Raw genomic sequence first — 23,724 nt, 5'->3', positions numbered from 1 at the left:
TTTCCGTAGAGCCGGCTTCTCTTCCCAGGGATCGAACAGTGACGGCTAGGGCGAGACGCACGCCAGCAGGAAGCACAGCAGCGCGCCCGCGCCGCCCACGCGCCGCAGCCATTTCACCGGCTCCGCAACGATCGACTGGGCGATCATCTGGCGGGCGACGGTGAACTGGGCGATGGTCCTGCGGGGGAATCCGACGACGATCGTCACCATGCCGTGCGCGGCGCAGAGCATGCCGAGGAAGAAGAGGATCAGCCAGCCCCAGAAGGCCCGCAGGCTGACCAGGAAGTACGCGGAGGCCTCGCGGTAGACGTCCACCTGCTCGCCGGGCACGTACCAGCCGTCCAGCCGGGCGTCGTCGCGCACGGCGCCGCCGTCGGCCGGGCGGTAGACGCCGTCGCACACGCTCTCCTCGCTGCCGCTGCTGTGCCCCCGGTGGAGCCGGCAGTGGGCGACCGTCACCGTGCCCTTGTCCGCGACGTAGCCGGCGGCCTTGACGGCGTGCGTGACCGAGACCTCCATCAGGGCCAGTCCGGCGAGGACCACGCAGAACCCGCCGATGCGCGCCTTGTACCTGCGGCCGGGCGGTGGCGCGAGCGGGCTCGCGCCGAGCAGTTCCGGCATGGCCATGAGTGCACTCCTCACACCAGCTCACCGACGCTGTCGGGGGCGCAACGCTACTCACATCGGCGGGCGCGCAGGAGCGACACGACGGGCACGGAACGGCCTCCGGCGTGCCCCGGGTGCCCCGGGAGGCCGGTAGGGGGCCGCCGGTGCGCGGCCCGTGCCCGTCCGGAAGGCGGGACGGGCCTCACCCGATAGGGCGAACGGTTCAGGCGCCGGAGCCCTGTTCCGCCCGCCGCCGCAGGTCCTCCCACACGGCGCGGACCCGCGGCTGGAGCGTCTCGAGCGGCCCGTCGTTGTCGATGACGATGTCGGCGACCGCCAGCCGCTCCTCGCGCGTGGCCTGCGCCGCCATGCGGGCGCGGGCCTCGTCGGGAGTCATGCCGCGCAGGCGCACCAGGCGGTCCAGGCGGGTCTCGGTGGCGGCGTCGACGACCACGACGAGGTCGTAGAGCGGGGCGAGACCGTTCTCTGCGAGGAGGGGGACGTCGTGGACGACGACCGCCGCGGCGCCCGCCGCCGCCTCGAGTTCGGCGGCGCGGGCGCGGACGAGGGGGTGCACGATGGCGTTGAGGGCGGCCAGCCGTGCGGGGTCGGTGAAGACGACGGCGCCCAGCTTGGGCCGGTCGAGCGTCCCCTGCTCGGTGAGGATGCCGGGCCCGAACTCGGCGACGACCGCCGCGAGTCCGGGGGTGCCCGGCTCGACCACTTCCCGCGCGATCCTGTCGGAGTCGACGAGGACCGCTCCGTACGACGCCAGGAGCCGCGAGACCTCGCTCTTGCCCGCGCCGATTCCGCCCGTGAGTCCCACCTTCAGCATGGGACCCACGCTATAGGGCGGGCGGTCAGCGGCCGCCGTCGCCCTCCCTGTCGGCGAGGAAGCGCTCGAATTCGGCGCCCAGTTCGTCGGCGGAGGGCAGGTCGACGGGCTCGGCGACGAGGTTGCCGCGGGTCTCGGCGCCCGCCACGGCGTCGTACTGGTGCTCAAGTCCCCTGACGAGCGAGACCAGTTCCTCGTCGCCCTCGGCGATCTGCCGCTCGATCTCCTCCTGCGTGCGCAGGGCGGCGTTGCGCAGGGAGTGCGCGGCGTTGGGCAGGACCAGGCCCGTCGCGGCGGTGACCGCCTCCAGGGCGGTGAGGGCGGCGTCGGGGTAGGGCGAGCGGGCGACGTAGTGCGGGACGTGGGCGGCGACGCCGAGGACGTCGTGCCCGGCCTCGGCCAGCCGGTACTCGATCAGGGACTCGGCGCTGCCGGGCACCTGGGCCTCGTCGAAGTAGCCGCGGTGGCCGGGCATGAGGTCGGTGCGGTTGCCGTGCGGGGTGATGCCGACGGGGCGGGTGTGGGGGACGCCCATGGGGATGCCGTGGAAGGTGACGGACAGCCGCACGCCCAGCCGCTCGACCATCTGGCGCACGGCGGCCGCGAACCGCTCCCACTCCACGTCCGGCTCGGGGCCGGTGAGCAGGAGGAAGGGGGCGCCGGTGGCGTCCTGCGCTATGCGCAGTTCGATCGCCGGCGTCTCGTAGGAGCTCCAGTGGTCGCGCTGGAACGTCAGCAGCGGCCGGCGGGCCCGGTAGTCGATGAGCCTGTCGTGATCGAAGCGGGCGACGACCTGGTGCGGCAGGCTGTCGAGCAGCCTTTTGACGATCAGGTCGCCCGTCTCACCGGCGTCGATGTAGCCGTCGAAGTGGTAGAGCATGACCAGACCAGCGGTGTCCTGAGCCAGGGCCAGGTCGGCCACGGCGAGCCCCTTGGGCTCCCATTCGTACAATCCCTGCGGATCCAACACGGTGACCGTTCCTCCTCATGTTCCGTACGGGGGAACGTTCTTGGAGGCCCGGCCCATTCCCGGGCGGTCCATTCCCAGGCGGCCGACATGGATCCAGGGCATGAGTAAGGCCCGCTCTCCAGGAGAGCGGGCCTTACATCAGTCAGCCGTCAGCTGCTGCCGGTCAGAGCCTCAGCTCTGGCCGCCGGCGAGCTTCTCGCGCAGGGCGGCGAGGGCCTCGTCCGACGCCAGGGCGCCGGAGGTGTCCGCGGACTCCGAGGAGTACGAGCCACCGGACGCGGCACCGGCGTTGCCACCGGCGGCCGGGGCGGCAGCACCCTCGGCAGCGGCCTGCTCGTCGGCCTCGCGGGACTTGATGACCTGCGCCTGGTGCTGCTCGAAGCGCTGCTGCGCCTCGGCGTACTGGCGCTCCCACTCCTCGCGCTGCTTCTCGTAACCCGGCAGCCAGTCGTTGGCCTCGGGGTCGAAGCCCTCGGGGTAGATGTAGTTGCCCTGGTCGTCGTAGGACGCGGCCATGCCGTACAGGGTCGGGTCGAACTCGACCACGGACGGGTCGGCACCGAAGGACTCGTTGGCCTGCTTCAGCGAGAGGCTGATGCGACGGCGCTCGAGGTCGATGTCGATGACCTTGACGAAGATCTCGTCGTTGACCTGGACGACCTGCTCCGGGATCTCCACGTGGCGCTCGGCCAGCTCGGAGATGTGGACCAGGCCCTCGATGCCCTCGTCGACGCGCACGAACGCACCGAAGGGAACGAGCTTGGTGACCTTACCCGGGACGACCTGACCGATCTGGTGGGTCCGGGCGAACTGCTGCCACGGGTCTTCCTGGGTGGCCTTGAGCGACAGGGAGACGCGCTCGCGGTCCATGTCGACGTCCAGGACCTCGACCGTGACCTCCTGGCCGACCTCGACGACCTCGGACGGGTGGTCGATGTGCTTCCAGGACAGCTCGGAGACGTGGACGAGACCGTCGACGCCGCCCAGGTCCACGAAGGCACCGAAGTTGACGATGGAGGAGACGACGCCGGAGCGCACCTGACCCTTCTGGAGGGTGGTGAGGAAGGTCTGGCGGACCTCGCTCTGGGTCTGCTCCAGCCAGGCGCGGCGGGACAGGACCACGTTGTTGCGGTTCTTGTCCAGCTCGATGATCTTGGCCTCGAGCTCCTTGCCCACGTAGGGCTGGAGGTCGCGGACACGACGCATCTCGACCAGGGAGGCCGGCAGGAAGCCACGGAGGCCGATGTCGAGGATGAGACCACCCTTGACGACCTCGATGACGGTACCGGTGACGATGCCGTCCTCTTCCTTGATCTTCTCGATGGTGCCCCAGGCACGCTCGTACTGGGCGCGCTTCTTCGAGAGGATCAGGCGGCCTTCCTTGTCCTCCTTCTGGAGAACCAGGGCCTCGATCTCGTCGCCGACCTTGACGACCTCGTTCGGGTCGACGTCGTGCTTGATCGAGAGCTCGCGGGAGGGGATGACACCCTCGGTCTTGTAACCGATGTCGAGCAGGACCTCGTCCCGGTCGACCTTCACGATGACGCCGTCGACGATGTCGCCGTCGTTGAAGTACTTGATCGTCTCGTCGATCGCGGCGAGGAAGGCTTCCTCGTTACCGATGTCGTTGACCGCAACCTGCGGGGTGGTGGCGGTGGTCTCGGTGCTGCTCGTCATGTGGGAAAGGGCTCCGGTACGGACATTGAAGTCGTAGGTACTGCTACGCCGAGAGCCCGTATCGCACCGCCGAAGCCGGACAGCCTTGGAGGCGCACTCTCCGTGATGGGCCCGAAAGCCCGGGGAAACCGAGAGCGCCTCGACAACCGAGGGGACATACAACAAGTGCGAGCGCGACCTGCTCCGTCTGAGGCGCGCAGGCCCGCAGCGCAACTTGTAGCATACGGGGGCAGCCGGACACGGTCAATGCGCGAAGGCGCACACCCGGGACGAATCCTCCCAAAACCGGCACAACTCAGGTTGTGCGAGGCCACGAGCGCCCCGCGACGCCCCGCCGTCATGCCCGTGCGGGAACCTGCGAAGATCAACCACTGAACTCCAGGCAGCGCGGCACCGCCGTACCGCGCCTGCACCGCCGAGGCCGAGGGCGCGACCGTCGAGATGATCCAAGAGTACGAACCGGAAGCCACCCGCCGTGACAGCGGCGAGGCGGAGAGCAGCCGGGCCAGCCGCGGCTGGTGGGACCGCAACGCCGACGAGTACCAGAGCGAGCACGGCGGGTTCCTCGGCGACGACCGCTTCGTCTGGGGCCCGGAGGGCCTGGACGAGGCGGAGGCCGGCCTGCTGGGCCCGGCGAGCGCCCTCGCGGGCCTGGACGTCCTGGAGATCGGCGCCGGCGCGGCCCAGTGCTCGCGCTGGCTGGCCGCCCAGGGCGCCCGCCCCGTCGCCCTCGACCTCTCCCACCGGCAGCTGCAGCACGCCCTGCGCATCGGCGACGGCTTCCCGCTGGTCGAGGCGGACGCCTCGGCGCTGCCCTTCGCGGACGGCTCCTTCGACATGGCCTGCTCGGCCTACGGGGCGATCCCCTTCGTGGCCGACCCGGTGCGCGTGATGCGCGAGGTGCGCAGGGTGCTGCGGCCGGGCGGCCGCTGGGTCTTCTCGGTCACCCACCCCATCCGCTGGGCCTTCCCCGACGAGCCGGGCCCCGAGGGCCTGTCCGTCGCGGCCTCCTACTTCGACCGCACCCCCTACGTGGAGCAGGACGAGAGGGGCCGGGCCGTCTACGTCGAACACCACCGCACGATCGGCGACCGGGTGCGCGACGTGGTGGCGGGCGGCTTCCGGCTGGTGGACCTGGTCGAGCCGGAGTGGCCCGCCTGGAACCAGCAGGAGTGGGGCGGCTGGTCCCCCTTGCGCGGCCACCTCATCCCCGGCACCGCGATCTTCGTCTGCGAGCGCGACTAGCCGGAAGCCCGTCCGCAGCCCGGCCGGGGGCGGCGTGGCGCCCGGCCTCGGCGAGACTGGAGCGGTGACCCGCGCCGACGCCCTCCGCCGACTGCCCGTACGCACCGCCCTGCCCGCCCTGGAGCAGGCCCTCGACGACCACGGCGCGGCCGTCCTGTGCGCCCCGCCCGGCACGGGCAAGACCACGCTGGTGCCCCTGATCCTGGCCGGCCTGGTGGCGGCCGACGGCCGGGACGCCGCCGGTCCGCCGCGCCACGTCGCCGTCGCCGAACCGCGCCGTATCGCCGCGCGCGCCGCCGCCCGCCGCATGGCGTGGCTGCTGGGCGAGGAGACCGGCGGCCGGGTGGGCTTCACCGTGCGCGGCGAGCGCCGTGCCGGGCCGGACACCGTCGTCGAGGTCGTCACCACCGGCGTGCTGCTGCAGCGCCTGCAGCGCGACCCCGAGCTGTCCGGGGTGGACGTCGTGGTGCTCGACGAGTGCCACGAGCGGCACCTGGACGCCGACACCGCCGCCGCGTTCCTGCTGGACGTACGAGCCGCCCTGCGCCCGGAGCTGCGCCTGGTCGCGGCGTCGGCCACGACCGACGCCGAGGGCTGGGCCCGGCTGCTCGGCGACGCTCCCGTGATCGAGGCGCCGGGAATCTCGCACCCGGTGGAGACGGTGTGGGCGCCGCCGCGGCGACCGGTGCGGCCGCCGCACGGGATGCGGGTGGATCCCGCCCTGCTGGAGCACGTCGCGGCCGTGGTGCGGCGGGCGCTGGGCGAGCGGGAGGGCGACGTGCTGTGCTTCCTGCCCGGCGTCGGCGAGATCGGGCGTGTCGCGGGCCTGCTGGCGGGGACGGACCTCTCGGGCGCGGAGGTGCTGCAGGTGCACGGCCGGGCGCCGGCCGCCGTGCAGGACGCGGTGCTGGCGGGCGGCTCGGGGACGCGGCGGGTGGTGCTGGCGACGGCGGTGGCCGAGTCGAGCCTGACCGTGCCGGGGGTCCGGGTGGTGGTGGACGCGGGCCTGGCGCGGGAGCCGCGCACGGACCACGCCCGGGGCCTGAGCGCGCTGACGACCGTACGGGCGTCGCGCGCGTCGGCCCGCCAGCGTGCGGGCCGGGCGGGGCGTGAGGCGCCGGGGACGGTCTACCGGTGCTGGGCGGAGGCCGACGAGGCGCGGCTGCCGGCCTTCCCGGCCGCGGAGATCACGGTGGCGGACCTGACGGCGTTCGCCCTGCAGGCCGCCTGCTGGGGTGACCCCCTCGCCTCCGGGCTGGCGCTGCTGGACCCGCCGCCGGTCGGCGCGCTGGCCGCCGCACGCGCCGTACTGACGGCCACGGGCGCCGTCGACGCCGACGGCCGCCCCACGGACCGGGGGCGGCGCATGGCCCGGCTGGGGGTGCATCCTCGGCTCGCGCGCGCCCTGCTGGACGGCGCACACGAGGTCGGCGCGCGCCGTGCGGCGGAGATCGTGGCGCTGCTGAGCGAGGAGCCGCCCCGGGAGTACGGCGACGACCTGGCCGCCGCCTGGCGCGCCGCGCGCCGGGGGAACGACGGGTACGGCGCGCGTTGGCGGGCGGAGGCGCGCCGGCTGGAGGGCGCCGTGCGTGGCGTCGCGGACGCGCCGGCCGCCGGGGCGGAGCGCCTCACCGATGACGCGGCGGCCGGCCTGGTCGCCGCCCTGGCGTTCCCCGAGCGGGTGGCGCGGGCGCGCGGCGAGGGCGCGTACCTGATGGTGTCGGGGACGGGTGCCGACCTGGGTGACGGGTCGCGGCTGCGCAGCGCGCCCTGGCTGGCGGTGGCGGTCGCCGACCGGCCCGTGGCGTCCGCTTCGGCGCGGGTGCGGCTGGGCGCGGTGATCGACGAGGAGACGGCCAGGGCGGCGGCCGGTGCGCTGTTCGCCGAGGGCGAGGAGGTGCACTGGTCGGCGGAGCGGCGTGAGGTGGTGGCCCGCAGCGTGGTGCGGCTGGGTGCCGTGGAGCTCGCCTCGCGGCCGCTGGTCGCGCCCGACCCGGCGCTGGTGCGGTCGGCGCTGCTGGAGGGCCTGCGCGCCGAGGGGACGGGGCTGCTGCGCTGGAGCGCGGAGGCGACGGGGCTGCGGCAGCGGCTGGCCTTCCTCCACCGTGAGCTGGGCGGGCCCTGGCCGGACGTGTCGGAGGCCGCGCTGCTGGAGCGTACGCAGGAGTGGCTGGGCGTGGAGCTGGACCGGGCGCGGCGCCGCGCGGACCTGGAGCGGGTGGACGCGGGCGCGGCCCTGCAGCGGCTGCTGCCGTGGGCGGGCGGCGAGGCGGCGCGGCTGGAGGAGCTGGCGCCGGAGCGCATCGAGGTGCCCAGCGGCTCGCGGATCCGGGTGGACTACGGCGGTGAGCGGCCGGTGCTGGCGGTGAAGCTGCAGGAGATGTTCGGGCTGGGGCAGACGCCGCGCGTGGCGGACGGGCGGGTGCCCGTGCTCGTCCACCTGCTGTCCCCGGCGGGCCGCCCGGCGGCCGTCACCGCGGACCTGGCCTCGTTCTGGCAGGACGCCTACCGGTCGGTGCGGGCGGAGCTGCGCGGCCGTTATCCCCGTCATCCCTGGCCGGAGGATCCTTCGACGGCCACGGCGACGCGCCGCACCAACGCGCGCCGCCGCCCGTAGAGCCGGCTGCCGGGGTACGGGCCCGTCGCAGGCGCCCTGGGGGCGTCCGGGGCCCGGTGCGGTGTCAGGGGAGGTAGCGCTCGATCGCCGCGGCCCCCTTCTCCTCCATGAGGCGCTTGGCTTGCTCGACCCGTTCGGGCGTCACGTCATGGCCCGAGGCCATGACCAGGTCCTCGGGGTCGAAGGGCCGTTCGCCGCCGGTGTACAGCCGGCTCGGCCGGGACGTGGTGGATCGGTCCTCGGGACTCTCCTTCACGGCGGGCCTCCTCTGCTCGGCGCCCCCTCATCCGGGGGTCGGCCGTCCGGGTTTCCCTCCATCGTGTGCCACGTCCGTGGCGGGCGCACGACGATCTCGTGCCTCGAGGACGAGCGCCACGGCCAGCAGGGCGCAGCCGAGGAGGAGCAGGCCCCAGGGGAGGTAGGAGGTCAGCAGGAGGACGAGCTGCCGCTGCGACTTGACGAGCGCGACGGTGTCGGCGACGTGGTCGGCCCGCATCCTCACACGCCCGGCGAAGGCGGTGATCGGCTTCTTCTCCGGTTTGCCGGTCCAGCGCATCTCCTCGTGGTGGATCTCCTCGCCGTTGACGGGGGCGCCGGTGACGGGGTCGACCCAGAACATGCGCCGGGTGGTGTACCAGCGCTCCAGGCCGAGCTGCCGCACGGTGTCGGGGGTGATGCCGAGCGGCAGCTGCCGGGGCAGGGGCACCTTGGTCCAGGGGATCGTCTGCTCGAAGTAGTAGACGCCGAGGCCGTGGAAGGTGCGGGTGCCCTTGTAGTGGATGGGGGCGGAGGTGCGGGTGGTCATGTCGAAGTAGCGGTAGTCGCGCTTCTCGACGAGGAAGGGCCACTTGTACTCGATGCCGTCGCGGCGCACCGGGGTGCCGTCGACGTGTTCGCCGGCCGCGTGGACGGGCTGCTGGCTGTGGGCGTCGAAGACGTAGCGCTCGGGGATGCGGGTGACCATCCGCCCGTCGGGTCCGGCGGCGTAGGTGAGGGTGTCCCAGACGACGACGTCGCGGCCGGTGGTCTTCTTGACCTCGCGGGCCTGTTCCACGTTGCCCTTGAGGGTCTGGATCATGGTCAGGCGGGGGACGCGCCGGGGCTCGAGGGTGGCGTAGTCGATGAGGGTGGCGTCCTTCGCCTCGAGGACGACCGCCTGGTAGCGGTGGGCGGGGACCTTGGCCAGCCGGGGGAAGGCGTACCAGCGCAGCAGCGGTGACAGGGCCGCGCAGAAGACGGCGAGGGCCAGCAGGACCAGGCTCGCTCTGCGGCGCACGACGGCGGCGCCCCGCTCAGGGGCCGGCGGGCGCGGAGGTCAGCAGGGGCCTCGGTGAGGTCTCGCCGCCGGGCGGGCCGATGGCGGTGACGGCCAGGACGAGGGCGAGGGCCGCGGCGAGTCCGACGGCCGCGGCGGCCAGTGCGCGCATGCGAAGCCTCCCGGGCGGGATCCCTTGGCCTGACGAGGCGTCAGGAGTGGGGCACGGTAGCAACGCCCGCCGCGGATGAGAACCACGACGGCCCTCCCTCTCGGGCACGAGCGGCGAGAGGAAGGGCCGTGGCGGGATGCGGCACGCGGCGGATCACCGCGCGATGGATCAGTGCGCGGCGGACTCCCAGTCGGCGCCCACGCCCACCGAGACGTCCAGCGGCGCCCGCAGCTCGACGGCCTTGGCCATCTCCCGGCGCACCAGCTCCTCCACGCGCTCGCGCTCCCCCGGAGCGATCTCGAGCACGATTTCGTCGTGCACCTGCAGCAGCATCCGGGAGGACAGCCGCTCGCTCTCCAGGCCCTCCGCCACCCGCAGCATCGCGATCTTGACGATGTCGGCGGCCGTGCCCTGGATCGGGGCGTTCAGCGCCATCCGCTCGGCCATCTCACGGCGCTGGCGGTTGTCGCTGTTGAGGTCCGGCAGATAGCGGCGGCGGCCCAGCATCGTCTCGGTGTAGCCCGTGGCACGGGCCTCCTCCACCACACGCTGCAGATAGTCGCGCACCCCGCCGAACCGCTCGAAGAACGTGTCCATCAGGCGCCGCGCCTCATCAGGCATGATGTTCAGCTGCTGCGAGAGGCCGAACGCCGACAGACCGTAGGCCAGGCCGTACGACATCGCCTTGATCTTGCGGCGCATCTCGGGGTCGACCTCGCTCTTGGCGACGCCGAACACCTGCGAGGCGACCGTGGTGTGCAGGTCCTCGCCGGAGGCGAACGCCTCGATCAGGCCCTCGTCCTCGGACAGGTGCGCCATCACCCGCAGCTCGATCTGGCTGTAGTCGGCGGTCATCAGGGACTCGAAGCCCTCGCCGACCACGAAGCCGCGCCGGATCGCCCGGCCCTCGTCCGTGCGCACGGGGATGTTCTGCAGGTTGGGGTCCGTGGAGGACAGCCGGCCCGTGGCCGCCACCGTCTGGTTGAAGGTGGTGTGGATCCGCCCGTCGGGAGCAATGGCCTTGATCAGGCCCTCGACCGTGGAACGCAGCTTGGACTGCTCACGGTGCCGCAGCATGATCACCGGCAGCTCGTTCTCCGTCTGAGCGGCCAGCCACGCCAGGGCATCGGCGTCGGTGGTGTAACCGGTCTTCGTCTTCTTCGTCTTCGGCAGACCCAGCTCACCGAAGAGGACCTCCTGCAACTGCTTGGGCGAGCCCAGGTTGAACTCACGGCCCGCCGCCGCGTGCGCCTCCTGCACCGCCTGCTGCACGGCTGCCGCGAACTGCTGCTCCATCCGCTCGAGCCAGCCGCGGTCCGCCGCGATACCCGAACGCTCCAGATCGGAGAGCACCGCACTGGTCGGCAGCTCCACGTCGGTCAGCAGATCCGCCGCGCCCACCTCCCGCACCCGGCCGGCGAACGCCTCGCCCAGGTCCAGCACCGTACGGGCCCGGCCCATCAGCGCGTCCGCCTCGGCCTGCTCGTCCGCGCCGAAGGCCAGCTGCCCGTCACCGGCGGCCGCCGTGGCCAGCTCCCGGCCCAGGTACTCCACCGACAGCGTGTCCAGGGCGAACGAGCGGCGGCCCGGCTTGACCAGATAGGCGGCCAGCGCCGTGTCCATCGTCACGCCCTCGACCGGCCAGCCGTGATCGGCGAACACCCGCATCGCGGCCTTCGCGTCGTGCATCACCTTCGGCCGCGCCCGATCGGCCACCCACGCGGCGAACGCCCGCTCATCGGCCTCGTCCAGCTCCGCCGGATCGAACCAGGCCGCCGGGCCCCCGCCCGTCGCCAGCGCGATCTCCGCGACCCGGCCCGCGCCCTGCGCCCAGGTGTCGGTGATCGCCACACCCAGCGGGCCCGCACCGTGCTCCGCCAGCCACGGCGCCAGCTCACCCGTGCCCAGCACCGCACCGTCCACCTCGGCACCCGCCTCCGGCGCCGCCTCCTCGGACGACTCCCCGCCCGGATCGGCCGCCAGCAGCCGGTCCCGCAGACCCTGGTTACGGATCTCCAGCCGCTCCAGGAACGACACCAGCGCCAGCCGGTCGTACGCCTGGCGCTCCAGGTCGTCCGGATGCGTGGACAGCTTCACATCCCGCACCATCTCCGTCAGCCGGCGGTTGAGCTTGACCGCCTCCAGGTGCTCGCGCAGGTTCTGCCCGGCCTTGCCCTTGACCTCCTCCACGCGCTCCACCAGCTCCGCGAACGAACCGAACTGGTTGATCCACTTCGCGGCCGTCTTCTCCCCCACACCCGGAATGCCCGGCAGGTTGTCCGACGGGTCACCGCGCAGCGCCGCGAAGTCCGGGTACTGCCGGGGAGACAGGCCGTACTTCTCCACCACCTTCTCCGGCGTGAAACGCGTCAGCTCCGAGACGCCCTTCGTCGGATACAGCACCGTCACCGCATCGGTGATCAACTGGAAGGAATCCCGGTCACCGGTGACGATCGAGACCTCGAAGCCCTCCGCCTCCGCCTCCGTCGCCAGCGTCGCGATCACATCGTCGGCCTCGAAACCGTCGACCGCGAACCGCCGCACACTCATCGCGTCCAGCAGCTCACCGATCAGCGCCACCTGACCCTTGAAGTCGTCCGGCGTCTTCGAACGCGTCGCCTTGTACTCGGGGAACTCCTCCGAGCGCCACGTCTTGCGCGAGACGTCGAACGCCACCGCGAAGTGCGTGGGCTGCTCGTCACGCAGCGTATTGGCCAGCATCGACGCGAAGCCGTACACCGCGTTCGTCGTCTGGCCGGAGGAGGTCGTGAAGTTCTCCGCGGGCAGCGCGAAGAACGCCCGGTACGCCATCGAGTGCCCGTCCATCAACAGCAGACGGGGGCGGCCTCCCCCCGCTGCCTCGGTGCCGGTCGCTTCGTTCGTCTTCGATGCCTTTGCTGCCACGCCCCCGATCCTGCCACGGCCCACTGACAATCCCGGCCACACCGCCCTCGCCCCCACCCCGGCAGGCCCCCGTGACAGGATCGGCACCGTACGCACACGACCCGCGCACCACCGACCCGCTCAAGGGGGAGCGAGATGGCAGGCAAGCCGCCCACCGGCGATCCCGTACAGGACGCACCCGACGTCACCGCCCCGCAGCACGCCGCCGCCGGGCTCCCCGCCATCGCCCACTCACTGCGCGTGGCCAACGAACAGATGGGCGTACGACGCACCGCCCTCACCCTCCTCAAGGTCAACCAGAAGGACGGCTTCGACTGCCCCGGCTGCGCCTGGCCCGAACCCGACAAGCGCCACACCGCCGAATTCTGCGAGAACGGCGCCAAGGCCGTCGCCGAGGAAGCCACCCTGCGCCGCGTCACCCCCGCCTTCTTCGCCACCCACCCCGTCACCGCCCTCGCCGCACGCAGCGGCTACTGGCTCGGCCAGCAGGGCCGCCTCACCCACCCCATGTACCTCGCCGAGGGCGCCGACCACTACGAACCCGTCACCTGGGACCGCGCCTTCGACATCATCGCCGAAGAACTCCACGCCCTCGCCGGCCCCGACGAAGCCGTCTTCTACACCTCCGGGCGCACCAGCAACGAAGCAGCCTTCCTCTACCAGCTCCTCGCCCGCGAATTCGGCACCAACAACCTGCCCGACTGCTCCAACATGTGCCACGAGTCCTCCGGCTCCGCACTCACCGAGACCATCGGCATCGGCAAGGGCAGCGTCCACCTGGAAGACCTCCACCAGGCCGACCTGATCATCGTCGCCGGACAGAACCCCGGCACCAACCACCCCCGCATGCTCAGCGCCCTGGAAAAAGCCAAGAACAACGGCGCGAAGATCATCACGGTCAATCCGCTGCCCGAAGCCGGCCTCGAACGCTTCAACAACCCGCAGAACGCCCGCGGCCTCGCCGGCTGCGGCACCCGCCTGACCGACCTCTTCCTCCAGATCCGCCTCGGCGGCGACCAGGCCCTCTTCCGCCTCCTCAACAAACTGATCCTCGAGACCGAAGGCGCCGTCGACACCGCCTTCATCAACGAGCACACCCACGGCTTCGAGGACTTCGCCCGCGCCGCCCGCGCCGCCGACTGGGACGAGACCCTGCGCGCCACCGGCCTGCAACGCGCCGAGATCGAAAAGGCACTGCGCATGGTCCTCGACTCCCGGCGCACCGTCGTGTGCTGGGCCATGGGCCTCACCCAGCACAAACACGCCGTCCCCACCATCCGCGAAGTCGTCAACTTCCTCCTGCTGCGCGGCAACATCGGCCGACCCGGCGCCGGCGTCTGCCCCGTCCGCGGCCACAGCAATGTCCAGGGCGACCGCACCATGGGCATCTTCGAACGCCCCTCCACCGCCTTCCTCGACGCCCTGCAGAAGGAATTCGGCTTCGCACCACCCCGCGAACACGGCCTCGACGTCGTCCGCGCCATCCGCGCCCTGCGCGACGGCCAGGCCAAGGTCTTCTTCGCCATGGGCGGCAACTTCGTCGCCGCCACCCCCGACACCCACGTCACCGAAGCCGCCATCCGCCGCGCACGCCTGACCGTCCACGTCTCCACCAAGCTCAACCGCTCACACGTGATCACCGGCGCCCGCGCCATGATCCTCCCCACCCTCGGCCGCACCGAACGCGACCACCAGGCCACCGGCGACCAATTCGTCACCGTCGAGGACTCCATGGGCATGGTCCACGCCTCCCGCGGCCGCCTGAAGCCCGCAAGCCCCCACCTGCTCTCCGAGCCCGCCATCATCTGCCGCCTCGCCCGCCGCGTCCTCGGCACCGACAGCACCACACCCTGGGAAGAATTCGAAGCCGACTACGCGCGCGTGCGCGACCGCATCGCCCGCGTCATCCCCGGCTTCGACAACTTCAACGCCCGCGTCGCCCGCCCCGGCGGATTCACCCTCCCCCACGGCCCCCGCGACAGCCGCACCTTCCCCACCACCACCGGCAAAGCCAACTTCACCGCCGCCGACGTCGAATACCCCCACGCACCCGAAGGCCGCCTGCTCCTGCAGACCCTGCGCTCGCACGACCAGTACAACACCACCATCTACGGCCTCGACGACCGCTACCGCGGCATCAAGAACGGCCGCCGCGTCGTCCTCGTCCACCCCGACGACGCCCGCACCCACCACCTCCCCGACGGCTCCTACGCCGACCTCGTCAGCGAATGGACCGACGGCACCGAACGCCGCGCCCCCGGCTTCCGCGTCGTCCACTACCCCACCGCCCGCGGCTGCGCCGCCGCCTACTACCCCGAGACCAACGTCCTGATCCCCCTCGACCACACCGCCGACACCAGCAACACCCCCGCCAGCAAGTCCGTCGTCATCAGGCTCGAAGCCGCCGCCCACCCCGCCCCGCAGCCGCAGGACCAAGCGGAGCAGCAGGCCGACGGTTGACGAGAACACCGTTGAACTGAAAAGACGTTCACACCACAACGACCGACGACGAGCGGAGCCACGACACATGGGCGAGCAGAGCAGGACCACCTTCCCCCAGGAGATCCTCGACCAGTGGGCCGGCAGCGGCCTCGACCTCACCACCCTGTTCTCCGCCGGACACCTCGGCGAACGCATGAGCGTCCACGTCGTCGAGGCCTCCCCCGAACGCGTCGTCGGCACCATGCCCGTCGAGGGCAACACCCAGCCCTACGGCCTCCTGCACGGCGGCGCCTCCGCCGTCCTCGCCGAAACCCTCGGCTCCGTCGGAGCCATGCTCCACGGCGGTCCCGGCCGCATCGCCGTCGGCGTCGACCTCAACTGCACCCACCACCGCGGCGTCCGCTCCGGCCTGGTCACCGGCACCGCCACCCCCGTCCACCGCGGCCGCACCACCGCCACGTACGAGATCGTCATCACCGACGAACAGGACAAGCGCGTCTGCTCCGCCCGCCTCACCTGCCTGCTGCGCGACAACCCCGACAACCCCGGCAGTCCCGAGAACAACGCCGCCTGACCCACGCCACAGCACCACCCCCGGCGCCGGCCGCACCACCCGCGGCCGGCGCCGGCGCGCTTCCGGGCCGACGCCGGACCCTCCCCACCCACAGCAAAGCGGAACGTGATCTGCGTCATAACAAGACAGTCACATCATCGTCAGCACCTCTGCCCGAGCGCGCCACCCACCCCCTAGAGTCACGGCCCATCACGACCCCGCCGGGCGCATCACACCAGCCAGCACAGCACCTTTCCGCACGCCCGGCGAGCGAACCGGCACCTCGGCAGAGGCCGCCGCGCCAGGGAAAGGACTCACCGTGCGACACCGTTCCCTCCTCGCCCTCACCACCACCCTCACCTCCGCGGCCCTCCTGCTCACCGCCTGCGGATCACGCGACGACAAAGGAAACGACGACAGCGGCGGCAGCCAGTCCACCGTGACCATAGGCATCGACGTCCCCCTCACCGGCTCGCTCTCCCCCTTCGGCCAGGGCATCAAGAACTCCGTCGACCTCGCCGTCAAAACCGCCAACAAGAACAAGGAAGTCAAGGGCGTCACCTTCAAAACCGTCGCCCTCGACGACCAGGCCGTCCCCGGCACCGGCCAGCAGAACGCCGCCAAACTCGTCGCCGACACCAGCGTCCTCGGCATGGTCGGACCCATGAACTCCGGCGTCGCCCAGTCCATGCAAGGCGTCTTCGCCAAAGCCGACCTCACCCAGGTCTCCCCCGCCAACACCAACCCCGCCCTCAGCCAGGGCGACAACTGGGCAAAGGGCACCAAGGCACGCCCCTTCAAAACCTACTTCCGCACCGCCACCACCGACATCATCCAAGGCCGCTTCGCCGCCCAGTACTTCTTCAAGGACGCCAGGAAGAAAAAGGTCTTCGTCGTCGACGACAAACAGACCTACGGCGCCGGACTCGCCGCCATCTTCATCCAGGAATTCAAACGCCTCGGCGGCGAGATAGCCGGCACCGACCACCTCACCGTCAAGGAAACCGACTTCACCGCCATCGCCAACAAGATCAAGAACTCCGGAGCCGACTCCGTCTACTTCGGCGGCCAGTTCCCCGAAGCCGGCCTCCTCTCCGACCAGGTCAAAAAAGCCGGAGCCCGCATCCCCCTCATGGGCGGCGACGGAATGTACAACCCCGGCTTCATCACCGCCTCCGGCGAGAACAACGACGGCGACCTCGCCACCTCCGTCGGCTACCCCGTCGAAGAACTCGACTCCGCCAAGACCTTCGTCACCAACTACAAGGCAGGCGGCTACAAAGACCCCTACGCCACCTACGGCGGCTACTCCTACGACGCCGCCTGGGCCATCATCCAGGCCGTGAAAAAGACCGTCGAGGACAACAAGGGCAAACTCCCCGCCAACGCCCGTCCCAAAGTACTCGCCGCCATGAGCCAGGTCTCCTTCGACGGCGTCACCGGAAAAGTCTCCTTCGACCAGTACGGCGACACCACCAACAAACAACTCACCGTCTACCGCGTCACCGACGGCGAATGGAAGTCCCTGAAGAGCGCCACCTTCCAGGACTGACCACACCACCCCGCCCGGCCCCCGGGGCACACCCGCCAGAACCACGCCCCGGCACCCACCCGACACCCCGCGCCGGACCCACGCCCCACACACCCCCGCGCGGGCAGGACCGCCCACACCCAACGGGGAGGCACGCGGTGCACGAACTGCCGCAAACGCTGGTCAGCGGACTCGCCCTCGGCGCCCTCTACGGCCTCATCGCCATCGGCTACACCATGGTCTACGGCATCGTCCAGCTCATCAACTTCGCCCACGGCGAGATCGTCATGATCGGAGGCTTCGGCGCCCTCACCATCCGCCTCTGGCTCCCCGACACCGTCCCCCTCACCGCCGCCCTCCCCCTCATGCTCCTCGGCGGCGCCCTCGCCTCCGTAGCCGTCGCCACCGCCGCCGAACGCTTCGCCTACCGACCGCTGCGCGACGCCCCCCGCCTCGCCCCCCTCATCACCGCCATCGGCCTGTCCATCGCCCTCCAGCAAATCGTCTGGGCCTTCTACCCCGACGCCAAGAAATCCCGCGGCTTCCCCCAGTTCCAAGGCGACGCCTTCCACATCACCGACACCGTCCAACTCCAGCGCGACGACCTCTTCGTCCTCCTCGCCGCGCCCCTGTGCATGCTCGCCCTCGGCTTCTTCGTCGCCAAAAGCCGCACCGGACGGGCCATGCAGGCCACCGCCCAGGACCCCGACACCGCAAAACTCATGGGCGTCAACACCGACCGCATCATCGTCCTCGCCTTCGCCATCGGCGGCGCCTTCGCCGCCGTCGCCGCCGTCGCCCAAGGACTGCGCGCAGGACAGATCAACTTCGAAATGGGCTTCGTCCTCGGACTCAAAGCCTTCACCGCCGCCGTCCTCGGCGGCATCGGCAACATCTACGGCGCCATGCTCGGCGGCGTCGTCCTCGGCATCGCCGAAGCCGCCTCCACCACCTACATCCAGCACATCCCCGGAATGCAACAACTCGGCGGCGGAGGCTGGAAGGACGTCTGGGCCTTCGTCCTCCTCATCCTCGTCCTCCTCATCAGGCCCCAGGGCCTGCTCGGCGAACGCGTCGCGGATCGGGCGTGAAAGTCATGACCCCACACAACCGCCGCACCACCCACAAACCCCGCAGGACGCTCCTCCCCCTGCCCCTCCCCCCGGCCGCCGCCCACGCCCTCACCCTCGGCGGCGCCGCCCTCACCGCCCTGTCCACCTTCCTCGCCTGGACCTGGACCCGAGCCTTCCCCGGCAACCTCACCGTCACCGGCTACCCCGGCGGCCTCCAGGTCCTCACCCTCACCGGCGCCGCCCTCACCATCGCCCACACCCTCGCCACCACCGGCACCCCCGGCCTTCGCTGGCTCAGCCCCACCCGCAGCAACACCGCCACCCGCTACCTCGCAGCCGCCACCCTCGCCACCACCTGGTACACCCTCATCACCATCGCCGTACAACTCGGCGGCACCGTCAACCTCGAACCCGGCGGCTACCTCGCCGGCGCCGCCACCCTCGCCACCCTCATCGGCACCCTCGCACTGCCCACCGAACGCACGGGCAACACCGGCAACATCGAGAACGCCGAACGCACCGACAACACCGAAGCCACGAAGAGCACTGGCGCCACCGAACGCCCCCTGCCACCCGCCAAACCCCTGCCCGCCTGGGCCGAAATCCTCATCATCGCCGCCGTGTTCGGACTCGCCCTCCACATCCTCACCTACGGCATCGGCACCGCCTACGGAGAACTCTTCACCGGCTTCCTCCTCCTCACCGGCCTCACCACCCCCGCACTCCACAAAGCCGGCCTCATCGCCCGCCTCTCCGCACTCACCACCAAACACCGCCACGTCACCATCACCGCGGCCTTCATCGCCGCCGCCCTCTTCCCCCTCACCCAGGAAACCGACGAATACACCCTCATCGTCGTCAACATCCTGATCTTCTCCACCGTCGCCCTCGGCCTCAACGTCGTCGTCGGCCTCGCCGGCCTCCTCGACCTCGGCTACGTCGCCTTCCTCGGCGTCGGCGCCTACACCGCCGCCCTCGTCTCCGGCTCCACCGCCTCCACCCTCCACATCCACTTCCCCTTCTGGGCAGCCGTCCTCACCGGCGCCGCCGCCTCCCTCCTCTTCGGCGTCGTCATCGGCGCCCCCACCCTCCGCCTCCGCGGCGACTACCTCGCCATCGTCACCCTCGGCTTCGGCGAAATCTTCCGCATCGCCGTCGGCAACCTCAACGGCGAATCCGGCCCCTCACTCACCAACGGCCCCAACGGAATCCCCAACATCCCCGACCTCGCCATCCTCGGCTACAACTTCGGCGACAAACACACCATCGCCGGCTTCACCCTCAACCCCTTCGCCAACTACTACCTCCTCATGCTCCTCTTCACCGTCATCGTCGTCCTCGTCTTCCGCCGCGCCGGAAACTCCCGCATCGGCCGCGCCTGGATCGCCATCCGCGAGGACGAAACCGCCGCCACCGCCATGGGCATCAACGGATTCCGCGTCAAACTCATCGCCTTCGCCCTCGGCGCCACCCTCGCCGGACTCGCCGGCACCGTACAGGCCCACGTCGCCTACACCGTCGTCCCCGAGCAATACGTATTCGCCGGCCCCGTACCCCCCAACTCCGCCTTCCTCCTCGCCGCCGTCATCCTCGGCGGCATGGGCACCATCACCGGCCCCCTCCTCGGTGCAGCCCTCCTCTACCTCATCCCCGCCAAACTCCAATTCCTCCAGGACTACCAACTCCTCGCATTCGGCACCGCACTCATCCTCCTCATGCGATTCCGCCCCGAAGGAATCATCCCCAACCGCCGACAACAACTCGAATTCCACGACACCACCCCCGGAACCCCACCCGGCGTCCCCCTCACCAAGGCGGAGGCGTAAACCCCATGACGACCACCGCCCCCGACCCCACCCCCGTCCTCACCGCCACCGGCGTCACCATGCGCTTCGGCGGACTCACTGCCGTACGCAACGTCGACCTCACCGTCAACCCCAACTCCATCGTCGGCCTCATCGGCCCCAACGGCGCAGGCAAGACCACCTTCTTCAACTGCCTCACCGGCCTCTACACACCCACCCAAGGCACCGTCACCTACCAAGGCACCGCCCTACCCCCCAAACCCCACCTTGTCACCCAAGCCGGCATCGCCCGCACCTTCCAGAACATCCGCCTCTTCGCCAACATGACCGTCCTCGAAAACGTCCTCGTCGGCCGCCACACCCGCACCAAAGAAGGCCTCTTCTCCGCCCTCCTCCGCGGCCCCGCATTCCGCCGCGCTGAAAAAGCCTCCGAACAACGCGCCATGGAACTCCTGGACTTCACCGGCCTCACCCCCAAACGCGACCACCTCGCCCGCAACCTCCCCTACGGCGAACAACGCAAGCTCGAAATCGCCCGCGCCCTCGCCAGCGACCCCGGACTCCTCCTCCTCGACGAACCCACCGCCGGAATGAACCCCCAGGAAACCCGCACCACCGAACAACTCGTCCGCGCCATCCGCGACCAAGGAACCGCCGTCCTCGTCATCGAGCACGACATGCGCTTCATCTTCAACCTCTGCGACCACGTCGCCGTACTCGTCCAAGGCCAAAAACTCGTCGAAGGCACACCCCACACCGTCCAGAGCGACGAACGCGTCATCGCCGCCTACCTCGGAACAACGCCCGGACCCCAGGAGACACAGCAGTGACCGCCCTCCTCGAAGTCCACAACCTCCGCGTCGCCTACGGAAAAATCGAAGCCGTCAAAGGCATCACCTTCACCGTCGAGGCAGGCGAAATCGTCACCCTCATCGGCACCAACGGCGCCGGCAAAACCACCACCCTGCGCACCCTCTCCGGCCTCCTCACCCCCACCGCCGGCACCATCCGCTTCAACGGACACCCCCTCACCGGCACCCCCGCACACCGGATCGTCGCCCTCGGTCTTGCCCACTCCCCCGAAGGCCGCCACATCTTCCCCCGCCTCACCATCACCGAAAACCTGCAGCTCGGAGCGTTCCTCCGCAAGGACACCGACGGCATAGCCCACGACATCCAACGGGCCTACGACCTCTTCCCCATCCTCGGCGAACGAGCCGGGCAGGCGGCAGGCACCCTCTCCGGCGGCGAACAACAAATGCTCGCCATGGGCAGAGCACTCATGTCCCGCCCCAAACTCCTCATGCTCGACGAACCCTCCATGGGCCTCTCACCGATCATGATGCAGAAAATCACCAGCACCATCGTCGAACTCAAAGCCACCGGCACCACCATCCTGCTCGTCGAACAGAACGCACAGGCCGCCCTCAGCCTGGCCGACCGCGCCCACGTCATGGAAACCGGCAAAATCGTCCTCTCCGGAACGGGCACCGACCTCCTGCACGACGAATCCGTCCGCAAGGCCTACCTCGGCGAGGACTGAGAGCACACAAAAAGGGCCCGCGTCCCAAAGAACACGGGCCCCACATCGACCGGAAAGAGTTACTGCTCCTTACCGGCCTTCTTCTCCTTGGCATCCTCGATGACCGCCTCGGCCACCTGCTGCATGGACAGCCGCCGATCCATCGACGTCTTCTGAATCCACCGGAACGCCGCCGGCTCGGTCAGCCCGTACTGCGTCTGCAGCACGCTCTTCGCCCGGTCCACCAGCTTCCGCGTCTCCAGCCGCTGGGAAAGATCCGCGACCTCCTTCTCCAGCGCCCTCAGCTCGGTGAAGCGCGACACGGCCATCTCGATCGCCGGCACCACGTCGCTCTTGCTGAACGGCTTCACCAGGTACGCCATGGCCCCGGCATCCCGGGCCCGCTCCACCAGGTCGCGCTGCGAGAACGCGGTCAGCATCAGCACAGGCGCGATCGACTCGGCCGCGATCCGCTCGGCGGCGGAGATCCCGTCCAGCACCGGCATCTTCACATCGAGGATCACCAGATCCGGCTTGTGCTCCCGCGCCAGCGCCACAGCCGTCTCACCATCGCCGGCCTCGCCCACGACGGAGTAGCCCTCCTCCTCGAGCATCTCCTTCAGGTCGAGACGGATCAGGGCCTCGTCCTCGGCGATCACGACACGGGTGACGTGCGGAGGGGTGTGCTGCGGCTCGTCGTCGACAGGCGGCTGGGGCTCGGCGGCGCTCACGGGTCTCCTCGCTCAGGCAGGTGGTGCCATATGAGCCTACCTGCGCGACGTCGAAGACCCTCACAAGGTAAGCTGACCGCGCTACACCTGGCCGGGTTGGCGGAACGGCAGACGCTGATGTCTCAAACACATCTGCCCGAGAGGGCGTGCGGGTTCGAATCCCGCACCCGGCACACTACGTCCGCAAAGCGGACTTTCCCCATCGCGTGAACCTTTACGATTCCGCCACACAGTAAAGCATCCATCACGCACAGTGATGGCATGCCCCAAGTACTGACCTCCAAGGTCAGCGCGGTCAGCGCCCCGGCCCGTCGTCCTCCCCGATGTGGTGCACCCGCACCAGGTTGGTCGTGCCCGGAGTCCCCGGAGGCGAGCCCGCCGTGATGATGACCATGTCGCCCTTGCGGCAGCGGCCGATCCGCAGCAGGTACTCGTCCACCTGCTCGACCATTTCGTCCGTCGTCTGCACCATCGGGCCGAGGAAGGTCTCCACCCCCCATGTCAGGTTCAGCTGCGACCGCGTCGCCGGCTCCGGCGTGAACGCCAGCAGGGGGATCGGCGACCGGTACCGCGACAGTCGGCGCACGGTGTCACCGGATTGTGTGAAGGCGACGAGGTACTTGGCGCCCAGGAAGTCGCCCATTTCGGCTGCGGCGCGTGCGACGGAGCCGCCCTGGGTGCGGGGCTTGCTCCGCTCGGTGAGGGGCGGCAGTCCCTTGGCGAGGACGTCCTCCTCTGCTGCCGCGACGATGCGGCCCATGGTCTTGACCGTTTCGACGGGGTACTTGCCGACGCTGGTCTCGCCGCTGAGCATCACGGCATCCGTGCCGTCGATGACGGCGTTGGCGACGTCGGAGGCCTCGGCCCTGGTGGGGCGGGAGGCGTCGATCATGGAGTCGAGCATCTGGGTGGCGACGATGACCGGCTTGGCGTTGCGCTTGGCGAGCTTGATCGCTCGCTTCTGGACGATCGGGACCGTTTCGAGTGGCATTTCGACGCCCAGGTCGCCGCGGGCGACCATGATGCCGTCGAAGGCGGCGACGATGTCGTCGAGGTTGTCGACGGCCTGGGGTTTTTCGATTTTGGCGATGACGGGGAGGCGGTGGCCTTCTTCGTCCATGACGCGGTGGACGTCGTGGATGTCGTGTCCGGTGCGGACGAAGGAGAGGGCGATGATGTCGGCGCCGATACCGAGTGCCCAGCGGAGGTCTTCGACGTCCTTGTCGGAGAGGGCGGGGACGGAGACGGCGACGCCGGGGAGGTTGAGGCCTTTGTGGTCGGAGACCATGCCGCCTTCGATGACGATGGTCTTGACGCGGGGGCCGCGGACTTCGACGACTTCGAGGGTGACGCGGCCGTCGTCGACGAGGATGCGTTCGCCTTTGGTGACGTCGGTGGCAAGGCCGTCGTAGGTGGTTCCGCAGTGGTGGCGGTCCCCCTGGGTGTCGGGTTCGACGGTGATGGTGAATTCGTCGCCGCGTTCGAGGAGTACGGGGCCTTCGCGGAAGCGGCCGAGGCGGATTTTGGGGCCTTGGAGGTCGGCGAGGACGCCGATGGTGCGGCCGGATTCCTCTGCCGCCTTGCGTACCCGTTCGTAGCGCGCTTCGTGGTCGGCGTAGGTGCCGTGGCTGAGGTTGAAGCGGGCGACGTCCATGCCGGCTTCGACGAGTGCCTTGATCTGCTCGTAGGAGTCGGTGGCGGGTCCAAGGGTGCAGACGATTTTTGCTCGGCGCATGGCACGACCTTATGACCTACTCGTGGGTAGTGAATTGGACTGCCGTGTCGG

General features: G+C 70.4%; 19 protein-coding genes and 1 tRNA gene. 10 read left to right on the top strand and 10 right to left on the bottom strand.

Features of this window, described 5'->3' with window-relative positions:
* Positions 1 to 45: 45 nt before the first annotated feature.
* The 4 genes from ACIG36_RS04545 to rpsA form a co-directional block, all read right to left on the bottom strand.
* A complete protein-coding gene (locus ACIG36_RS04545; RefSeq protein ID WP_399921717.1) occupies positions 46 to 627 on the bottom strand; it encodes a hypothetical protein in 582 nt (193 codons plus the stop codon).
* Between the two features lie 202 nt (positions 628 to 829).
* On the bottom strand, positions 830 to 1,441 hold the full coding sequence (gene coaE / locus ACIG36_RS04540; RefSeq protein WP_399921715.1) for a dephospho-CoA kinase: 612 nt from the start codon (positions 1,439 to 1,441) through the stop codon (positions 830 to 832).
* A 25-nt stretch (positions 1,442 to 1,466) separates the two neighbouring features.
* Positions 1,467 to 2,411: a PAC2 family protein gene (locus ACIG36_RS04535; RefSeq protein WP_399921712.1), complete on the bottom strand. Its 945-nt coding sequence runs from the start codon at positions 2,409 to 2,411 to the stop codon at positions 1,467 to 1,469.
* 171 nt (positions 2,412 to 2,582) lie between these two features.
* A complete protein-coding gene (gene rpsA / locus ACIG36_RS04530) occupies positions 2,583 to 4,088 on the bottom strand; it encodes a 30S ribosomal protein S1 (RefSeq protein ID WP_399921709.1) in 1,506 nt (501 codons plus the stop codon).
* A gap of 441 nt (positions 4,089 to 4,529) precedes the next feature.
* Between rpsA and ACIG36_RS04525 the strand changes: the two genes are divergently transcribed.
* Complete coding sequence (locus tag ACIG36_RS04525; RefSeq protein ID WP_399921706.1) at positions 4,530 to 5,333, top strand: class I SAM-dependent methyltransferase; 804 nt, start codon at positions 4,530 to 4,532, stop codon at positions 5,331 to 5,333.
* Between the two features lie 64 nt (positions 5,334 to 5,397).
* Positions 5,398 to 7,950: an ATP-dependent helicase HrpB gene (hrpB, locus tag ACIG36_RS04520; protein ID WP_399921703.1), complete on the top strand. Its 2,553-nt coding sequence runs from the start codon at positions 5,398 to 5,400 to the stop codon at positions 7,948 to 7,950.
* A 64-nt stretch (positions 7,951 to 8,014) separates the two neighbouring features.
* Here hrpB and ACIG36_RS04515 read toward each other — a convergent pair whose 3' ends face one another.
* From ACIG36_RS04515 to polA, 4 genes are all read right to left on the bottom strand, one after another.
* Positions 8,015 to 8,206: a hypothetical protein gene (locus ACIG36_RS04515; protein ID WP_399921700.1), complete on the bottom strand. Its 192-nt coding sequence runs from the start codon at positions 8,204 to 8,206 to the stop codon at positions 8,015 to 8,017.
* A 27-nt stretch (positions 8,207 to 8,233) separates the two neighbouring features.
* Entirely contained in the window at positions 8,234 to 9,226 is a 993-nt protein-coding gene (locus tag ACIG36_RS04510; protein WP_399921697.1) for a DUF3068 domain-containing protein, read from the bottom strand.
* A 16-nt stretch (positions 9,227 to 9,242) separates the two neighbouring features.
* Positions 9,243 to 9,377, bottom strand: a complete 135-nt coding sequence (locus ACIG36_RS04505) for an SPW_0924 family protein (RefSeq protein WP_399921694.1) — start codon at positions 9,375 to 9,377, stop codon at positions 9,243 to 9,245.
* Positions 9,378 to 9,545: 168 nt separating this feature from the next.
* Complete coding sequence (gene polA, locus ACIG36_RS04500; RefSeq protein ID WP_399922205.1) at positions 9,546 to 12,203, bottom strand: DNA polymerase I; 2,658 nt, start codon at positions 12,201 to 12,203, stop codon at positions 9,546 to 9,548.
* Positions 12,204 to 12,416: 213 nt separating this feature from the next.
* Between polA and ACIG36_RS04495 the strand changes: the two genes are divergently transcribed.
* From ACIG36_RS04495 to ACIG36_RS04465, 7 genes are all read left to right on the top strand, one after another.
* Positions 12,417 to 14,741, top strand: coding sequence for an FdhF/YdeP family oxidoreductase (locus ACIG36_RS04495; protein ID WP_399921692.1), 2,325 nt, complete (start codon positions 12,417 to 12,419; stop codon positions 14,739 to 14,741).
* A 67-nt stretch (positions 14,742 to 14,808) separates the two neighbouring features.
* Positions 14,809 to 15,297 carry a PaaI family thioesterase gene (locus tag ACIG36_RS04490; protein WP_399921689.1) on the top strand — a complete coding sequence of 163 codons (489 nt, stop codon included), beginning with the start codon at positions 14,809 to 14,811 and terminating at the stop codon, positions 15,295 to 15,297.
* Between the two features lie 298 nt (positions 15,298 to 15,595).
* Entirely contained in the window at positions 15,596 to 16,828 is a 1,233-nt protein-coding gene (locus tag ACIG36_RS04485) for a branched-chain amino acid ABC transporter substrate-binding protein (RefSeq protein ID WP_399921686.1), read from the top strand.
* A gap of 137 nt (positions 16,829 to 16,965) precedes the next feature.
* On the top strand, positions 16,966 to 17,898 hold the full coding sequence (locus tag ACIG36_RS04480) for a branched-chain amino acid ABC transporter permease (RefSeq protein ID WP_399921683.1): 933 nt from the start codon (positions 16,966 to 16,968) through the stop codon (positions 17,896 to 17,898).
* A gap of 5 nt (positions 17,899 to 17,903) precedes the next feature.
* Entirely contained in the window at positions 17,904 to 19,706 is a 1,803-nt protein-coding gene (locus tag ACIG36_RS04475; RefSeq protein ID WP_399921680.1) for a branched-chain amino acid ABC transporter permease, read from the top strand.
* A gap of 5 nt (positions 19,707 to 19,711) precedes the next feature.
* The gene (locus ACIG36_RS04470; protein ID WP_399921677.1) at positions 19,712 to 20,515 is read left to right on the top strand and encodes an ABC transporter ATP-binding protein; all 804 of its coding nucleotides are present in this window, start codon (positions 19,712 to 19,714) and stop codon (positions 20,513 to 20,515) included.
* Positions 20,512 to 21,228 carry an ABC transporter ATP-binding protein gene (locus tag ACIG36_RS04465; RefSeq protein ID WP_399921675.1) on the top strand — a complete coding sequence of 239 codons (717 nt, stop codon included), beginning with the start codon at positions 20,512 to 20,514 and terminating at the stop codon, positions 21,226 to 21,228. The genes ACIG36_RS04470 and ACIG36_RS04465 overlap by 4 nt, the downstream gene beginning before the upstream one ends.
* A gap of 59 nt (positions 21,229 to 21,287) precedes the next feature.
* Here ACIG36_RS04465 and ACIG36_RS04460 read toward each other — a convergent pair whose 3' ends face one another.
* The gene (locus ACIG36_RS04460; protein WP_399921671.1) at positions 21,288 to 21,938 is read right to left on the bottom strand and encodes an ANTAR domain-containing response regulator; all 651 of its coding nucleotides are present in this window, start codon (positions 21,936 to 21,938) and stop codon (positions 21,288 to 21,290) included.
* A gap of 90 nt (positions 21,939 to 22,028) precedes the next feature.
* On the opposite strand from ACIG36_RS04460, the gene ACIG36_RS04455 reads away from it, so the two are divergent.
* Positions 22,029 to 22,111: transfer RNA gene (locus ACIG36_RS04455), tRNA-Leu, on the top strand.
* A 122-nt stretch (positions 22,112 to 22,233) separates the two neighbouring features.
* Here ACIG36_RS04455 and pyk read toward each other — a convergent pair.
* A complete protein-coding gene (pyk, locus tag ACIG36_RS04450; RefSeq protein ID WP_399921668.1) occupies positions 22,234 to 23,673 on the bottom strand; it encodes a pyruvate kinase in 1,440 nt (479 codons plus the stop codon).
* Between the last annotated feature and the right edge of the window lie 51 nt (positions 23,674 to 23,724).

This window comes from Streptomyces sp. NPDC053048 (assembly GCF_044547045.1).
GTDB lineage: Bacteria > Actinomycetota > Actinomycetes > Streptomycetales > Streptomycetaceae > Streptomyces.
Note: the sequence above shows the minus strand (reverse complement) of the source record. Positions and strands in the feature narration are given on the sequence as shown.